12 protein-coding genes are annotated in these 15,962 nt (G+C 71.5%); 7 read left to right on the forward strand and 5 right to left on the reverse strand.

The window, feature by feature from the left end; translation table 11 throughout:
* The first annotated feature begins 36 nt into the window (after positions 1–36).
* Positions 37–1,665, forward strand: a complete 1,629-nt coding sequence (gene pruA, locus FJQ56_RS20385; RefSeq protein ID WP_140011461.1) for an L-glutamate gamma-semialdehyde dehydrogenase — start codon at positions 37–39, stop codon at positions 1,663–1,665.
* A gap of 211 nt (positions 1,666–1,876) precedes the next feature.
* Here pruA and FJQ56_RS20390 read toward each other — a convergent pair whose 3' ends face one another.
* On the reverse strand, positions 1,877–2,956 hold the full coding sequence (locus tag FJQ56_RS20390; RefSeq protein ID WP_140011462.1) for an alkene reductase: 1,080 nt from the start codon (positions 2,954–2,956) through the stop codon (positions 1,877–1,879).
* Positions 2,957–3,055: 99 nt separating this feature from the next.
* Here FJQ56_RS20390 and FJQ56_RS20395 point away from each other — a divergent pair, with 99 nt between their 5' ends.
* Positions 3,056–3,259 (forward strand): hypothetical protein, encoded by a 204-nt coding sequence (locus FJQ56_RS20395; RefSeq protein ID WP_140011463.1) that lies wholly within the window; start codon positions 3,056–3,058, stop codon positions 3,257–3,259.
* Here the strand turns inward: FJQ56_RS20395 and FJQ56_RS20400 are convergent.
* Genes FJQ56_RS20400 through FJQ56_RS20410 form a run of 3 tightly spaced genes read right to left on the reverse strand, consistent with a single transcriptional unit; the run spans position 3,244 to position 5,086 of the window.
* Positions 3,244–3,729, reverse strand: a complete 486-nt coding sequence (locus tag FJQ56_RS20400) for a DUF2505 domain-containing protein (RefSeq protein ID WP_140011464.1) — start codon at positions 3,727–3,729, stop codon at positions 3,244–3,246. The genes FJQ56_RS20395 and FJQ56_RS20400 overlap by 16 nt on opposite strands.
* Positions 3,729–4,211: a DUF2505 domain-containing protein gene (locus tag FJQ56_RS20405; RefSeq protein WP_140011465.1), complete on the reverse strand. Its 483-nt coding sequence runs from the start codon at positions 4,209–4,211 to the stop codon at positions 3,729–3,731. Before FJQ56_RS20405 ends, FJQ56_RS20400 begins: the two co-directional genes overlap by 1 nt.
* Positions 4,212–4,258: 47 nt before the next feature.
* Positions 4,259–5,086, reverse strand: a complete 828-nt coding sequence (locus FJQ56_RS20410; RefSeq protein WP_140011466.1) for a hypothetical protein — start codon at positions 5,084–5,086, stop codon at positions 4,259–4,261.
* A gap of 100 nt (positions 5,087–5,186) precedes the next feature.
* Here FJQ56_RS20410 and FJQ56_RS20415 point away from each other — a divergent pair, with 100 nt between their 5' ends.
* Genes FJQ56_RS20415 through FJQ56_RS20425 form a run of 3 tightly spaced genes read left to right on the forward strand, consistent with a single transcriptional unit; the run spans position 5,187 to position 11,509 of the window.
* On the forward strand, positions 5,187–6,038 hold the full coding sequence (locus tag FJQ56_RS20415) for a tryptophan 2,3-dioxygenase family protein (RefSeq protein WP_140011467.1): 852 nt from the start codon (positions 5,187–5,189) through the stop codon (positions 6,036–6,038).
* A gap of 20 nt (positions 6,039–6,058) precedes the next feature.
* Complete coding sequence (locus FJQ56_RS20420) at positions 6,059–6,595, forward strand: hypothetical protein (protein WP_140011468.1); 537 nt, start codon at positions 6,059–6,061, stop codon at positions 6,593–6,595.
* A gap of 48 nt (positions 6,596–6,643) precedes the next feature.
* Complete coding sequence (locus FJQ56_RS20425) at positions 6,644–11,509, forward strand: NAD-glutamate dehydrogenase (RefSeq protein ID WP_140011469.1); 4,866 nt, start codon at positions 6,644–6,646, stop codon at positions 11,507–11,509.
* Positions 11,510–11,519: 10 nt separating this feature from the next.
* On the opposite strand, the gene FJQ56_RS20430 is transcribed toward FJQ56_RS20425, so the two are convergent.
* Complete coding sequence (locus FJQ56_RS20430; RefSeq protein WP_140011470.1) at positions 11,520–12,086, reverse strand: hypothetical protein; 567 nt, start codon at positions 12,084–12,086, stop codon at positions 11,520–11,522.
* Positions 12,087–12,298: 212 nt separating this feature from the next.
* Here FJQ56_RS20430 and FJQ56_RS20435 point away from each other — a divergent pair, with 212 nt between their 5' ends.
* Positions 12,299–14,095 carry an ABC transporter ATP-binding protein gene (locus tag FJQ56_RS20435; protein ID WP_140011471.1) on the forward strand — a complete coding sequence of 599 codons (1,797 nt, stop codon included), beginning with the start codon at positions 12,299–12,301 and terminating at the stop codon, positions 14,093–14,095.
* Complete coding sequence (locus FJQ56_RS20440; RefSeq protein WP_140011472.1) at positions 14,092–15,960, forward strand: ABC transporter ATP-binding protein; 1,869 nt, start codon at positions 14,092–14,094, stop codon at positions 15,958–15,960. Before FJQ56_RS20435 ends, FJQ56_RS20440 begins: the two co-directional genes overlap by 4 nt.
* Positions 15,961–15,962 lie beyond the last annotated feature (2 nt).

Below are 15,962 nucleotides of genomic sequence, written 5' to 3' on the forward strand. Positions count from 1 at the left end.
CGGCATGGGGGGTAGGCCTCTCGTAGAGTCGCGCGAATGGACGCGATCACCACCCCGCCGGCTCCCGTCAACGAGACGAACCTGACCTACGCGCCGGGCAGCCCCGAACGGGCCGCCCTGGTCGTGGAGATCGACAAACTCGAGCGCCGCCAGCACACCTTCCGGGCCCACATCAACGGCCGCAAGCGCAACGGGGGCGGTGAGGAGATCGCGGTCGTGCAGCCGCACGACCATGCCCACGTGCTCGGCACCCTGAAGAACTCCACGACGAAGGACGCCGAGGCGGCGGTCAAGGCGAGCCTGGACGCGGCCCACGACTGGCGGTCGATGCCGTTCGACGAGCGGTGCGCGATCATCCTGAAGGCTGCCGACCTGCTGGCCGGGCCGTGGCGCCAGCGCCTCAACGCCGCGACGATGCTGGGGCAGTCGAAGACGGCGTTCCAGGCCGAGATCGACGCGGCCTGCGAGCTCATCGACTTCTGGCGCTTCAACGTCCACTACGCCAAGCAGATCCTGCACGACCAGCCGATCGCCAACAGCCCGGGCATCTGGAACCGCACCGACCACCGTCCGCTCGAGGGCTTCGTCTACGCGATCACGCCGTTCAACTTCACCGCGATCGCCGGCAACCTGCCGACCGCCCCGGCGCTGATGGGCAACACCGTCATCTGGAAGCCCAGCCCCACCCAGCAGCTGGCCGCGTCGCTGACGATGGAGCTGCTCGAGGAGGCCGGGATGCCGCCGGGCGTCATCAACATGCTGCCCGGCGACGGCCTCGACGTCTCGAAGGTCGCGCTCACCCACCCCGACCTGGCCGGCATCCACTTCACCGGCTCGACGCCGACGTTCCAGCACCTGTGGGCCACCATCGGCACCAACATCTCGGGCTACCGGTCCTACCCGCGCATTGTCGGCGAGACCGGCGGCAAGGACTTCATCGTCGCCCACCCCTCGGCCGACCCCGACGTGCTCCGGGTCGCGATGATCCGCGGCGCGTTCGAGTACCAGGGCCAGAAGTGCTCGGCCGCCTCGCGCGCCTACGTGCCCAAGAGCCTGTGGACCAAGATCAAGGACCAGCTCGTCGCCGACACCGAGAACCTCTCGATGGGCGACGTCACCGACCTGTCGCACTTCATGGGTGCGGTGATCGACGACCGTGCGTTCGCCAAGCACGAGGCGGCCATCGCCCGCGCCAAGGCCACCCGCGGGCTCGAGATCGTCGCCGGCGGGCAGACCGACGACTCGGTCGGCTACTTCGTGCGCCCCACGATCATCACCGCGACCAACCCGGCCGACGAGATCTTCACGACCGAGTACTTCGGGCCGATCCTCGCCGTCCACGTCTACGACGACGAGCGCTGGGAGCAGGTCGTCCACCAGCTCGAGGGCGTCTCGTCCTACGCGCTCACCGGCGCGGTCATCAGCCAGGACCGCGCTGCGATCGCGTGGGCGCGCAAGACGCTGCGCTTCGCGGCCGGCAACTTCTACATCAACGACAAGCCCACCGGGGCCGTCGTCGGTCAGCAGCCCTTCGGCGGCGGACGCGCCTCGGGCACCAACGACAAGGCCGGCGCCGCGGTCAACCTGCTGCGCTGGACCTCGCCGCGCTCCATCAAGGAGACGTTCGTGCCGCCGACCCAGCACCTCCACCCGCACCAAGGCTGACGGCACGCCCCCGAGGAACGAGGGGGCGCGCCGTGTCAGCCGCAGGTCGAGCGAGCACGGAGCACTCCGAGGAACGAGGAGTGGTCCGAGCACAGCCGAGACCCCCGCAGCGGCACTCCGACCTGACCACGTGGTCGGGTCGGGTGGACGGCTGCGGGGGTCTCGAGGCTCGTCGCTAGCGCTCCTCGCACCTCGACCGACGTGGGGTCGGTCAGTCGTCGAGGGCCGGGTAGTCGGTGTAGCCCTTGGCACCCGGCGTGTAGAACGTGTCGGAGTCGGGCTCGTTGAGCTCGGCGCCGATCTGCCAGCGCTTGGGCAGGTCGGGGTTGGCGATGAACTGGCGACCGACGGCCACCGCGTCGCCGAGGTCGTCGTCGAGGAGCGCCTGGGCGCTCTCGCGGGTGGTCACGTCGCCGAACCCGGTGTTGATGACGAACGCGCCACCGAAGTCCTTGCGGATCCGCGTGACGGCGTCGCTGCGCGGGTCGGCCGCGAGCACGCTCACGTAGGCCAGGCCGAGCGGGGCGATGGCGTCGACCAGGGCGGCGTACGTCGCCTCGACGTCGGCCGGGTCGTCCTCGGTGCAGCCCTGGATGTTGTGGGCGGGGGAGACCCGGATGCCGACGCGGTCGGCGCCGATGGCCTCGACCACCGCGCGGGTCACCTCGATGCCGAAGCGGGCCCGGTTGGCCGGCGAGCCGCCGTACTCGTCGGTGCGCTGGTTGGAGCCGGGCGCGAGGAACTGGTGGATGAGGTAGCCGTTGGCGGCGTGGACCTCGACGCCGTCGAGACCGGCCTCGATCGCGTTGCGCGCGGCCTGCGCGTACTCCTCGACGACGCCGGGGATCTCGTCGAGCTCGAGGGCCCGCGGCACCGGGTGCGGCTGCATGCCGCCCGTCTTGGTGAACATCTCGCCCGGCGCGGCCAGGGCGCTGGGGGCGACGGCGTGCAGGCCGTCCTTGTTGTCGGGGTGCGAGACGCGCCCGGCGTGCATCAGCTGGGCCACGATGCGCCCGCTGCGGGCGTGGACGGCGTCGGCGATCCGGCGCCAGCCCTCGACCTGCTCGGCCGAGTGCAGGCCGGGGGTGTTGCTGTAGCCCTTGCCCACGGCGCTGGGCTGGGTGCCCTCGGTGATGATCAGGCCGGCGCTGGCGCGCTGGGCGTAGTAGTCGACCGCGAGGTCGCCGTGGACGCCGTCGTCGTCGGCGCGGCTGCGGGTGAGGGGAGCCAGGACGATGCGGTTCGGCAGCGTCCACGCTCCGACGGTCAGCTCGTCGTACAGATCGGGCACGGGGATTCCTTCGGTCGGGACGATGGGGGAACCCGAGGTGAACCAGCCCGGGGGTGGGCGATGTTCCGTGAGTGATCTCACCGAGGCACAATCTGAAGGGTGGTCCCGATGCACATGGGTGCGATGCACCCCTACGAACAGCTGCTGACGCTCGTGCTCGCGGTCGGCCCGTTCGTCGTGCTCGGCCTCGTCGTGCTGGTCCGCCGACGTGCCGACGAGCGCGAGGCGGCCGAGGCCGCCCAGGTGGCCACCGTGGCCGAGGCGCCCGAGGTCGCCCCGATCGAGGGTCACCTCGACAGGTAGTCGCGTCCCACCTTGTACTCGGCCTTGAGGGCCTTGAGCAGCAGGTCGGCGATGAGGCCCTCGAGCTTGCCGGCGACGATCGGGATCTTGACCTTGACGGTCAGCTCGACGGTCTCCAGGGTCCCGCCGGCGTCGGTGGGCGCCAGGGTGATCGTGCCGGACATCTCGCCGGGCTTGCCCGGGATGGTGACGGTGATGTCGCCCTGGGTCAGGCTCGACCAGGTCTCCTGCTGCACGATGTTGGTCTCGTCGCCGACGATCTTCTTGGCGAACGACGGCACCCCGGCGGTCGGCTGCATCTGGTCGACCGTGACGGTCTTGGTGTCGCCGGCGACCGCGATCGTCGCGGTGACCTGGGTGACGCCCTGGTAGCGGCAGACGTCCTCGCGGAACGTCGGGTCGGCGAGCATCGCGGCCACGGTCTCGACGGGAGCGTCGTAGGCCATCTCGTAGCGGATCGTCTTCGACATCAGCGCTCCCCGGCGAGCCAGGCGGCGGCGACGGTCTGCTCGACGTCCATGCCGCTCTTGACGCTGTCGGCCATCAGCCGCTCGAGCTTGCCGCCGATCAGCGGCACCTTGACCCTGATCTCGAGCTCGACCGTCTCGACCGTGCCCGCACCCTGCTCGGCCAGGGCGATGGTGCCGGAGGCCGACGTGGGCTTGCCGGGGGCGACGATCTCGAGCGAGCCGCCCGACGCGTCGGGCCACCGCTCGGTGAGCGTGATCTCGGTCGTGTCGCCGACGACCTTCTTGGCGATGGACGGCAGGCCGGCGGTGTTCTGCACCTGGTCCATGTCGAGGTCGAAGCCGCTGCCGGTGGGCGTGAGTCGTACGTCGGCCGACACCACTCCCTGCGCGGTGGCGACCTTCTCGCGGAAGGCCGGGTCGGAGAGCATGGCGAACACCTCGGTGGGCGGCGCGTCGTAGGTCAGCGCGTGACGGAACCTCATGGGCACATCATGCCGGGAGCCCCCATCGTCCGGCTCTCACCCGGCCCTCACCCGGCCTCGCACGCCTGGAGGGCGGCCTCGAACTCGCCCTCGTCGACCGCGTCGGGGTCGGTGGGGTCCAGCGGCAGCTGCCGGTCGTCGGCCGGGGCGCTGATGTCGACCTGCCTGCCCAGGCCGTCCAGCCGGACGTCGATCGTGCTGTCGTCCAGCGCGAGGGCGTCCGCGGGCGGGTCGAGCCCGGCCTGCCGGGCCGACTCGGCCAGGCGCTGGATGGTGGTGCTCCACCCGGTGACGGTGCCGTCGTCGTCGACGTGCAGGTCGATCGGGGTGCGGGCCGTCGAGTCGGCGGTGACGCCGAGCAGCGTCAGGAACTGCGCGCTGAGCATGTGGGCGGCGGTGTAGAGGTCGGTGGTGACCCGGCCGCGCTCGTCGCGCAGGTCGAGCAGCACCCCGATCTCGGGCGCGATGTCGACCACGCTGGCCTCGTCGCGCAGCCAGCAGCGATCCATCTGCATCTCGTCCCCGTTGTCGACCTGGCTGAAGGAGACCCCGTCGATCGAGAGGTAGCGCGTGACCAGGGTGTCGTCGCCCGCCAGGTCGTAGGTGATCTCGGAGGCGCTGGCGGGTCCACTGACCCGGTAGCTGCCGGTGCGGGTGATCGTGGTGCCGTCGACCTCGATCGTGGCGCTGGTCCGGCCGGTGTCGAGGTCGGTGAGCGCCTCGGCGACGCCGGCCCCCGAGGACGCCGTGAGGGCCGGGCGACCGTCGCGGTCCGCGGAGGAGCCCTCGCCGCCGCACCCGGTCAGGGTCGAGGCGGCCACGACCGGGACGAGCAGCACCGACAGGGCCGACAGCACTGATCGACGTACGAGCACGGTCTCTCCTCCCGAGGGCGGGGCAGCCGTGCCCCGCGGCGTCCGAGGTTGCCACAGCCGCGTGGCTCCCGCTGCGGTTCGGCGTGGAAGGGTGGCGTCCGTGACCGACTCCCGACCCGGCTCCCAGGCCGCCCCCCAGGCCGACCCGCACGACGAGCGCTTCGTCTCCTTCGGCGAGCAGGGGGCTCAGCTGACCTACGGCAGCTACCTGCGGCTGCCGGCGCTGCTCGACGCCCAGCACCTGGAGTCCGACCCGCCGGCCCACGACGAGCTGCTGTTCATCACCATCCACCAGGTCTACGAGCTGTGGTTCAAGCAGCTCATCCACGAGGTCATTGCGGCCCGCGACGCCATGCTCGGCCAGGTCGAGGACGACCGGCTCTGGTGGGCCCAGCACCTGCTGGCGCGCGTCCACGTCATCGAGCGGGTCCTGGTGCAGCAGGTCGACGTGCTCGAGACGATGACGCCGCAGGACTTCCTGCAGTTCCGGCAGCAGCTCGCCCCGGCGAGCGGGTTCCAGAGCGTGCAGTTCCGCGAGCTGGAGTTCCTGTCCGGCGCCAAGGACCCCGCCTACCTGGAGCGATTCCGGGGGCTCACCGACGCCGAGCAGCAGCGGTTGGGGCGCCGTCTGGCGGAGCCGACGCTGTGGGACGCGTTCGTCGCCGTGGTCGCCGCGCACGGCCTCCCCGCCGGGGACGACGAGGAGATCGCCATGTCGGTGCGCTCCGCCGCGCACGACCGCTCCCGGTACGCCGCCGTGTGGGCGCTCGCCGAGGCCCTGCTGCAGCACGACGAGCTCGCGGCGAGCTGGCGGGCGCGGCACGTCGTCATGGTCGAGCGGATGATCGGCAGCAAGTCCGGGACCGGCGGGTCGAGCGGCTCGGCCTACCTGCGCGGGCGGCTGCCGCTGCAGTACTACCCCGTGCTGTGGGACGTCCGCAGCCGGCTGTGAGGCCGGGTGGGTCGGGTGGGGTGCCCGTGCGACCGGTGCTGATGACCTGGAACCCCGGCCGCGACGACGCCCGGGTCTACGACCGACGGACGTGGGCGGCCGAGGTGGTCGCGCCCTGCCTGGCGGGGCAGCCGGTGGCGTCCACGTGGGGCGTCGGCCGCCACCGCACCGGCATCGGACCGGGCGTCCCGGCGCTGCTCCACCGCCAGGGCGCGCACGGCCGGGGCATCGTGGCCCGCGGCCGCGTCACCTCCGAGGTGCTGACGGGGGAGCGCGAGCGCACTCCCGGCCGCACCACCAACTACGTCGAGGTGGTGTGGACCCAGGCCGTCCCCGTCGAGCTGCGCCTCGACCTGGTCGAGCTCGAGCAGGTCGCGCCGGACTACGGCTGGCGCACGATCTACTCCTCCGGGAGGCTCCTGCCCGCGGCCGTCGCCGCCCTGGTCCTCGACGAGTGGGACGCCCTCGTCGGCCACGCCGGCACCCGGCGCGAGGCGCTCGCCCTCGTGGCGTCGTACGACGGGTGGCCCGGTCCGGGGCGGGCTACCGCGAGGTAACCCGTGCGGTTGTTGTGGCCCCCCACACCGGGTCATACGGTGGTGGGCGTGTCAACGACGACGCACGATTCCGACAAGTCCGATCTCCTCGACAAGGCCGCCAGACTGGCCCAGCACAGCAAGGGCAGCGGGGGACCTCCGCAGGCCGACGTACGCGAGCTGCTCCAGGCCTACTTCCGCCACGTGGCGCCCGAGGACCTGGTCGACCGCTCGGACGCCGACGCCTACGGCGCGCTGGCCTCCCACTTCAAGCTGGCCGAGCACCGTCCGCAGGGGACCGCCCAGGTCCGGGTGGTGACCCCCGTGCCCGGTGAGCACGGCTGGAGCGCCGGGGGGCACTCGGTCGTCGAGGTCGTCGTCGACGACATGCCGTTCCTCGTCGACAGCCTGACGATGGAGGTCAGCCGCCAGCTCCGCGACGTCCACCTCGTCGTCCACCCCAACTTCGACGTGGTGCGCGACGTGGCGGGTCGGCTGGTGTCGGTCGAGCCGGTCGCCGACGGTGCGAGCCCGCCCGAGGGCGACGCGGTCCGCGAGTCGTGGATGCACGTCGAGATCGACCGGCTGGGCGGCGACGGGTCGAGCGACCCGGCTCGTGTCGTGGACGACGTCCAGCGGGTGCTGCGCGACGTGCGCGAGGCCGTCGAGGACTGGTCGAAGATGAACGAGCGCGTCGCGGCCATCGTCGAGGGCCTGAAGGCCGACCCGCCGCCGCTCGACGGCGAGGAGCTGCGCCAGGCCGGCGAGCTGCTGACGTGGCTGGCCGACGGCCACTTCACCTTCCTCGGCTACCGCGAGTACTCCCTGGACCGGGCAGAGGTCGACGGCGTCGAGGACGACGTGCTGCGGGCGATCCCCGGCACCGGCCTGGGCATCCTGCGTTCGGACCAGCAGATCTCGGAGTCCTTCGGCCGGCTGCCCGACCCGGTCAAGGCCAAGGCCCGTGAGCGCACGCTGCTCGTGCTGGCCAAGGCCAACTCCCGCGCGACCGTGCACCGCCCGGCCTACCTCGACTACGTCGGGGTCAAGACGTTCGGCGCCGACGGCGAGGTCAGCGGCGAGCGCCGGTTCCTCGGGCTGTTCTCGAGCGCGGCCTACACCGAGTCGCTGCTGCGGATCCCGCTGGTGCGCGAGAAGGTGCAGACGGTCCTGCGCGACAGCGGCTTCGACCCCCAGAGCCACGCCGGCAAGGCGCTGCTCGACACCCTCGAGACCTATCCGCGCGACGACCTCTTCCACACCCCCGTCGAGGAGCTCGGCCCGCTGGCCGAGGCCGCGATGCAGGCCCGCGAGCGCCGGGCCGTGCGGATGTTCGTCCGCAAGGACACCTACGGGCGCTACGTCTCGGTCCTCGTCTACCTGCCGCGCGACCGCTACAACACCGGTGTGCGCGAGAAGTTCGTGCAGATCCTCAAGGACCGCCTCGGCGCCGACAACGTCGAGTTCAACGTGCGCATCAACGAGTCGACCACCGCGCGCGTGCACTTCGTCGTCCGGCTGCCGAGCGGCCACTCGATCCCCGACATCGACACCGCCGACCTCGAGCGCCGTCTCACCGACGCGTCCCGGTCGTGGCGCGACGACTTCACCACCGCGGTCGTCGCCGAGTACGGCGAGGAGGTCGGCGCGATCCTGGGCCGGCGCTACCTCGACTCGTTCCCCGAGGCCTACAAGGAGGACTTCACGCCCCGGACGGCGTCGGTCGACCTCGGCCGTCTCGAGAGCATCCGCGGCGACGAGGGCATCGACCACTCGCTCTACCAGGAGCTCGACGCCGGCGCCGGCGAGGCGCGGCTCAAGCTCTACCGCATCGGTCCGCCGCTGTCGCTCAGCCAGATCCTCCCGATGCTCAGCTCGATGGGGGTCGAGGTCGTCGACGAGCGGCCCTACACCCTGGTCGGGCTCGACCGTCCCTCGCACGTCTACGAGTTCGGGCTCCGCTACCCGGGCACGCTGCCCGAGGAGTCCCGGGGCCTGTTCCAGGACGCGCTGCGTGCCGTGTGGGACGGGTTCACCGAGATCGACGGGTTCAACAACCTGGTGCTCGGGGCGCGGCTGACCTGGCGACAGGCCGCGCTGCTGCGCGCCTACGCGAAGTACATGAAGCAGGGCGGCACCCCGTTCGCCCTCGACTACATCGAGGGCGCCCTGGCCGGCAACGTCGCCATCACCCGGCTGCTCGTCGAGCTCTTCGCCGCACGCTTCGACCCCGACCGGGCCCGGGGCGAGGAGGAGGCGATCACCCGGCGCATCATCACCGCGCTCGACGACGTGGTCAGCCTCGACCACGACCGGATCCTGCGCTCCTACCTGACCCACATCACCGCGACGCTGCGCACCAACTACTTCCAGCTCACCAGCGGCCCCGACGCCGACCAGCCGCATCGCTACATCTCGCTCAAGCTGGAGCCGTCGGCCATCCCCGACCTGCCCGAGCCGCGGCCGCAGTACGAGATCTTCGTCTACTCGCCGCGCGTCGAGGGCGTCCACCTGCGCTTCGGCGCGGTGGCCCGCGGCGGCCTGCGCTGGAGTGACCGGCGCGACGACTTCCGCACCGAGGTGCTGGGCCTGGTGAAGGCCCAGATGGTCAAGAACACCGTGATCGTCCCGGTCGGTGCCAAGGGCGGCTTCTTCGCCAAGAACCTCCCCGACCCGGCGGTCGACCGCGACGCGTGGCTGGCCGAGGGCGTGGCGAGCTACAAGACCTTCATCTCCGGCCTGCTCGACGTCACCGACAACCTCGTCGAGGGCGAGACGGTGCCGCCCGAGCGCGTCGTGCGCCACGACGGCGACGACTCCTACCTCGTCGTCGCGGCCGACAAGGGCACCGCGACGTTCTCCGACATCGCCAACGGCGTCGCGAAGGCCTACGGCTTCTGGCTGGGCGACGCCTTCGCCAGCGGCGGCTCGGTCGGCTACGACCACAAGGCCATGGGCATCACCGCACGCGGCGCCTGGGTGTCGGTGCAGCGGCACTTCCGTGAGATGGGCATCGACTGCCAGACGCAGGAGTTCACCTGCGCCGGCATCGGCGACATGTCGGGCGACGTCTTCGGCAACGGGCTGCTGTGCAGCGAGTCCACCCGGCTGGTCGCGGCCTTCGACCACCGCCACATCTTCCTCGACCCCGATCCCGACGCGGCCACGTCGTACGCCGAGCGGCGCCGGCTCTTCGAGCTGCCGCGCTCCAGCTGGCAGGACTACGACACGTCGTTGATCTCCGCCGGCGGTGGGGTGTTCCCGCGCTCGGCCAAGTCGATCCGGCTCACGCCCGAGGTCCGCAGCGCGCTCGGCCTCGGTGACGACGTCGACACGATGACCCCCGCCGAGCTGATGCGCGCCATCCTGCTGGCGCCGGTCGACCTGCTCTGGAACGGCGGCATCGGCACCTACGTCAAGGCCGCCGACGAGAGCCACGCCGACGTCGGCGACAAGGCCAACGACGCGATCCGCGTCGACGGCGGTGACCTGCGCGCCCGCTGCATCGGCGAGGGCGGCAACCTCGGGCTCACCCAGCTCGGCCGCATCGAGTACGCGCGCGGCGGCGGTCGGGTCAACACCGACTTCATCGACAACTCCGCCGGCGTCGACACCTCCGACCACGAGGTCAACATCAAGATCCTGCTCGACCGGGTCGTCGCCGCAGGCGACCTCACCGAGAAGCAGCGCAACACGGTGCTGGCCGAGATGACCGACGAGGTCGCCGAGCTGGTGCTGCGCGACAACTACGAGCAGAACCTCGCCCTGGCCAACGCGGAGTCCAACGCCGCCCCGCTGCTCCACGTCCACGAGTCGTGGATGAAGAAGCTCGAGGCCGACGGACACCTCAACCGCCAGCTGGAGGACCTGCCCACCAGTCGGCAGGTCGCCCGACGCCTCGACCGCGGCCAGGGCCTGAGCACGCCCGAGCTGTCGGTGCTGCTGGCCTGGACCAAGATCGTCCTGGCCGGTGAGCTCATCGCCTCCGACCTGCCCGACGACCCCTATCTCGACCTCGACCTGCGGGCCTACTTCCCCCGGCAGGTCCGCGAGGGGTTCGCCGACCGGATCGCCGACCACCCGCTGCGCCGCGAGATCATCGTGACCCAGGTGGTCAACGACCTGGTCAACGGCGCCGGCATGACCTACTGGCCCCGGCTCGCCGGCGAGACCGGTGCGACCGCCGCCGAGCTCACCCGGGCCAACTTCGTCTCGCGCGAGATCTTCGGGTCGCTGCCGTTGCGCACCGAGCTGGCGACCTACGACAACGTGCTCGCCGCCGAGGTGCAGACCCACATGCGCATCGAGATGCGGACCCTGGTCGAGCGCGGGTCGCGCTGGCTGGTCACCAACCGCAGGCCCCCGCTCGACAGCCAGGGCCTGGTCGACCAGTTCTCGGGACCGGTCCAGGAGGCCATGAAGGGCCTGCCCGAGCTGATGGTCGGGCGTGAGCTGGCCGCCTACGAGGCGCGGCGGGCCCGGCTGGTCGACCACCAGGTGCCCGACGACCTGGCCGCCCGGGTGGCGGTGCTGCCCTCGGCCTACGTGCTGCTCAACGTCGTCGAGATCGCCGGGCGCGAGAGGCTCGAGGTGACCGACGTCGCCCGGGTCTACTTCACGCTCGGGGAGCGGCTCGGCCTGTCCAGCCTGGCGCAGCAGATCGCCAGCCTGCCGCGCGACGACCGGTGGCAGACGATGGCGCGGGCCGCGCTGCGCGACGACCTGCACGCGGTGCACGCCCAGCTGACCTCGCAGGTGCTCGCCACGACCTCGCCGGACGACTCCGCGCCGGCGCGGATCGCGGCCTGGGAGGACGGTGACGCCGTCGTCGTCGCGCGGGCCGCCGAGACCCTCGGCCAGCTGTGCGGCGCCGACCAGGCCGACCTGGCGCGGATGTCGGTGGGCCTGCGGGTCGTCCGGGGGCTCCTGACCTGAGCGGGGCGGGTCAGCTCGGGCTGACGCAGATCACGTAGCCCGTGAGGTCCTGGGCGTCCAGCCCGTGGTGCTGTCCGGTGACCTTCCAGGCGTCGGCGCGGTCGCCGGCCTCGAGAGGGGCGAAGAACTCGCCGACCGCCTTGCCGGGGGAGCTCTCGTTGACGACCGCGTCGACCTCGAGGGCCGACTCGGCCCAGGAGCTGCCGCCGCCGAGGGCGACCTTGCCGGCGGGGCAGAACACGAAGACCGAGGCCTGGCCGTCGGTCGGGACCGACACGGTCTGGGTGACGACCTGGTAGCCCTGGACGGCGGGCTCGTTGAGCTTCTTCCGGGTGCCCGGGGACAGCTCGCCCTCCCCGAGCGAGCCGTTCTTGACGTCCTTGCCGGCAAGGCTGCCGTCCTTGACGTCGGAGCCGGTGAGGCTGCCGTTCTTGACGTCGATGCCGGTGATGGTGCTGTTCTTGATCTGGGCGCCGGTGACCAGGCCGGCCGCGACGGCCGAGCCGGCCGTGGCCGTGCCGATGACGACGGCGGACAGGGCGAGGACGGGCAGGATGCGGGTGGTGGAGCGGTTCATGGCGGTCGTTCTCCTGGTGTACGGCGGCCGCTCGGTGCGGCCTGGTGAGGTGAACACTGGCCCGCCCGGCACCCCCCGGGCATGAGGGATCGACCCCCAACCTCGGCGTACCGATGACGTGAGGGGTGGGGGCGTCGGGCGGGTGTGACGGCCGACCTAAGGTGCCTTAGCCGTTCGCCGGCTTTCGGTGGTCCGACCTAGGGTGGTTGACGATGACAACTGCCCCCACCACCGAGATCGGGCCCGACCCCGACGTGACACCCCCGGCGGGGGTGCACTCGATCTGGCGCATTCGCGGCTACCTGCGCCCGCACGTGCTCTCGGTCGTGATCATGCTCGTCACCTCGCTCGCCGTCGTCGGCACCTCCATCGGCATCCCGCTGGTCACCAGGTCCGTCATCGACGGCCCGATCGCCGACGGCGACATCGCGGCGGTGTGGCCCCTCGGCCTGCTGGCCCTCGGGCTGGGCCTGGTCGAGGCGTTCCTGATCTGGCTGCGCCGCTGGGTGCAGAGCACCACCGTGCTGTCGATGGAGCAGGAGATGCGCCGCGACCTCTACCGGCGGCTGCAGTCGCTGCCGATGTCGTTCCACAGCCGGTGGCCGGCCGGCCAGCTGCTCTCGCGCGCCATCCAGGACCTCAGCTCGATCCGCCGGTTCATGGGCTTCGGGCTGATCTTCCTGGTGGTCAACATCGTCCAGGTCGTCAGCGTCTGCGTGGTGCTGCTCGCGATGTACTGGCCCCTGGGCCTGGTCGTCGCGGCCACCGCGGTGCCGATCATCTGGCTCTGCATGCGCTTCGAGAAGCGCTACGTCGTGATGTCGCGCATCGTGCAGGACCAGCAGGGCGACCTGGCGACCCGGGCCGAGGAGGGCGCCTTCGGCATCCGCGTCATCAAGGCCTTCGGCCGCAGCGAGCACGTCGCCGAGCAGTACGAGGCCGGCGCGCGCGAGCTGCACCGCCGCAGCATGGACAAGGTCAGGCTCTCGTCGCGGTTCTGGACCTTCCTCGAGGTCATCCCCAACCTCGCGGTCTGCGTCGTGCTGCTCCTGGGCGCCATCGGCGTCGGTCGCGGCCAGCTCAGCGTCGGCGAGCTCGTCGCCTTCCTGACCCTGCTCCTCACGCTCGTCTGGCCGGTCTCGGCACTCGGCGTGATCCTGGCGATGGCCCAGGAGGCGATGAGTGCCGCGGCGCGGATCCTCGAGGTCCTCGACACCGAGCCCGCCATCGTCGGCGGCGACGTGCTGATCGGCGAGCCGCGCGGCCACCTGCGCTTCGAGCACGTCGACTTCGCCTTCCCCGACGCCCTCGACGAGCCGGTCCTGCGCGACATCGTGCTCGAGCTCCTGCCCGGCGAGACGATCGCCCTGGTCGGGGCCACCGGCTCCGGCAAGACCGCGCTGACCGCCCTCGTCCCGCGGCTCGAGGACGTCACCGGCGGCCGGGTGACCCTCGACGGCGTCGACCTGCGCGACCTCGACCTCCACCACCTGCGCACGATGGTCGCCACCGCGTTCGAGGACCCCACGCTGTTCTCCATGAGTGCCCGGGAGAACCTCACGCTCGGTCGGGCCGACGCCACCGACGCCGAGGTCGAGGCCGCCCTCGACGTGGCGCAGGCCGGGTTCGTCCGCGACCTGCCGTGGGGTCTCGACACCCGCATCGGCGAGCAGGGCATGGCTCTCTCGGGCGGCCAGCGACAGCGCCTCGCGCTCGCCCGGGCCGTGTTGGCGCGGCCTCAGGTGCTGGTGCTCGACGACACGCTCTCCGCGCTCGACGTCCACACCGAGAAGCTGGTCGAGGACGCCCTGCGCAGTGTCCTGTCGTCGACCACCGGCCTCGTCGTCGCCCACCGGGCCTCGACCGTGCTGCTCGCCGACCGGGTCGCGCTCCTCCAGGACGGCACGATCACCCACGTCGGCGACCACCGCGAGCTGCTCGCCACCGTGCCGGCCTACCGCGAGCTGCTCTCGGCCGACGCCGACCTGCGAGAGGCGGTCTCGTCATGAGCATCGACCAACGCCCCAGTGACGAGCTCGCGACCGACGAGCAGGCCGACCGCTCCTGGCGGGGCATCGCCAAGAACGACGAGACCGACCAGATCCACACCGCTGACCGGGTCCGCTTCGTCGGCGGCTCGCGGCAGCTGCTGGGCGAGATCCTGCGTCCCTACAAGCGCGCCATCTGGTGGCTGGTCGCGGTCGTCGTCCTCGAGAACGCCGCCCGTCTGGCGATCCCCTACCTCGTGTCGGTCGGCATCGACCGGGGCATCCCGCCCATCCGCGAGCGCGACGACCTCCAGCCGCTGCTCGTCGTGGTCGGCCTGGTGCTCGGCGCGACCCTGGTCCAGGCGATCACCCGCCAGCTGTTCCTGCTCCGCTCGGGCCGGATCGGCCAGGACCTGCTCTACCAGCTGCGGCGGCGGGTGTTCCGGCACTTCCAGCGGCTCAGCCCGGCGTTCCACGACGACTACACCTCGGGCCGCGTGATCTCGCGCCAGACCTCCGACATCGACGCGATCTACGAGATGCTCGAGTCCGGGTTCGACGGTCTCGTCACGGCGGCCCTCACCCTGGTCGGCACCGCGGTCATCCTGATGTTCCTCGACGTCAAGCTCGGGCTGGTGGCGCTCGTGTGCGGGCCGTTCCTCTACCTGGTGACGGCCTGGTTCCGACGCGAGTCGGCACGGGCCTACCGGGTCTCGCGCGAGAAGGTCGCGCTGCTGATCGTCCACTTCGTGGAGTCGATGGGCGGCATCCGCGCGGTCCAGGCGTTCCGCCGCGAGCCCCGTGACCTCGAGATCTTCGACGTCGTCAACGACGACAACCGCCAGGCCAACCTGGTCGCGTTCCGTCTGGTCGCCTGGTTCATGCCAGGCGTCAAGCTCATCGGCAACATCACCATCGCCGTGGTCCTCGTCTACGGCGCCTACCTCGCCGCCGACGGCGAGATCACGGTCGGAGTGCTCGCGGCCTTCCTGCTCTACCTGCGCCGGTTCTTCGAGCCGATGATGGAGATCTCGCAGTTCCTCAACACGTTCCAGTCCGCGACCGCGGCCCTCGACAAGCTGGCCGACGTGCTCCGCGAGGAGCCGTCCGTGCCCGAGCCCGATGAGCCGTCGCCGCTCGCCGAGGGGGGCGGCACGCTGACGTTCGACGCCGTCCGGTTCGGCTACCTCGACGACCGTGACGTCATTCCCGGGCTCGACCTGACGGTGCCCGCCGGGCAGACCGTGGCGCTCGTCGGCACCACCGGCGCCGGCAAGACGACACTGGCCAAGCTCTGCACCCGGTTCTACGACCCGACCGCGGGCCGCATCCTGCTCGACGGCGTCGACCTGCGCGACCTGTCCTCCGACGACCTGCGCTCCTCGGTGGTCATGGTCACCCAGGAGAACTACCTCTTCACCGGGTCGGTCGCCGACAACATCCGCTTCGGCCGGCCCAGCGCCTCCGACGCCGAGGTCGAGGCCGCCGCTCGCGCCCTGGGCGCACACGACCTGATCATGGCGCTGCCCGACGGCTACGCGACCCAGGTCGCCAACCGCGGCGGACGGCTCAGCGCCGGCCAGCGCCAGCTGGTGGCGTTCGCCCGGGCCTTCCTGGCCGATCCCGCCGTGCTGATCCTCGACGAGGCGACCTCCTCGCTCGACGTACCGTCCGAGCGCCTGGTGCAGCGCGCGTTGCGCACCGTGCTCGCCGGGCGCACCGCGGTGATCATCGCCCACCGCCTGTCGACCGTCGAGATCGCCGACCGGGTGCTGGTGATGGCCCACGGCGAGGTCGTCGAGGACGGCACCCCCGACGCCCTCGTCGGCTCGGGCGAGGGTCACTTCTCCGACCTGCACCAGGCCTGGCTCGAGTCGCTGGCCTGAGC

The sequence above is a fragment of the Nocardioides plantarum genome (assembly GCF_006346395.1).
Taxonomy (GTDB): domain Bacteria; phylum Actinomycetota; class Actinomycetes; order Propionibacteriales; family Nocardioidaceae; genus Nocardioides; species Nocardioides plantarum.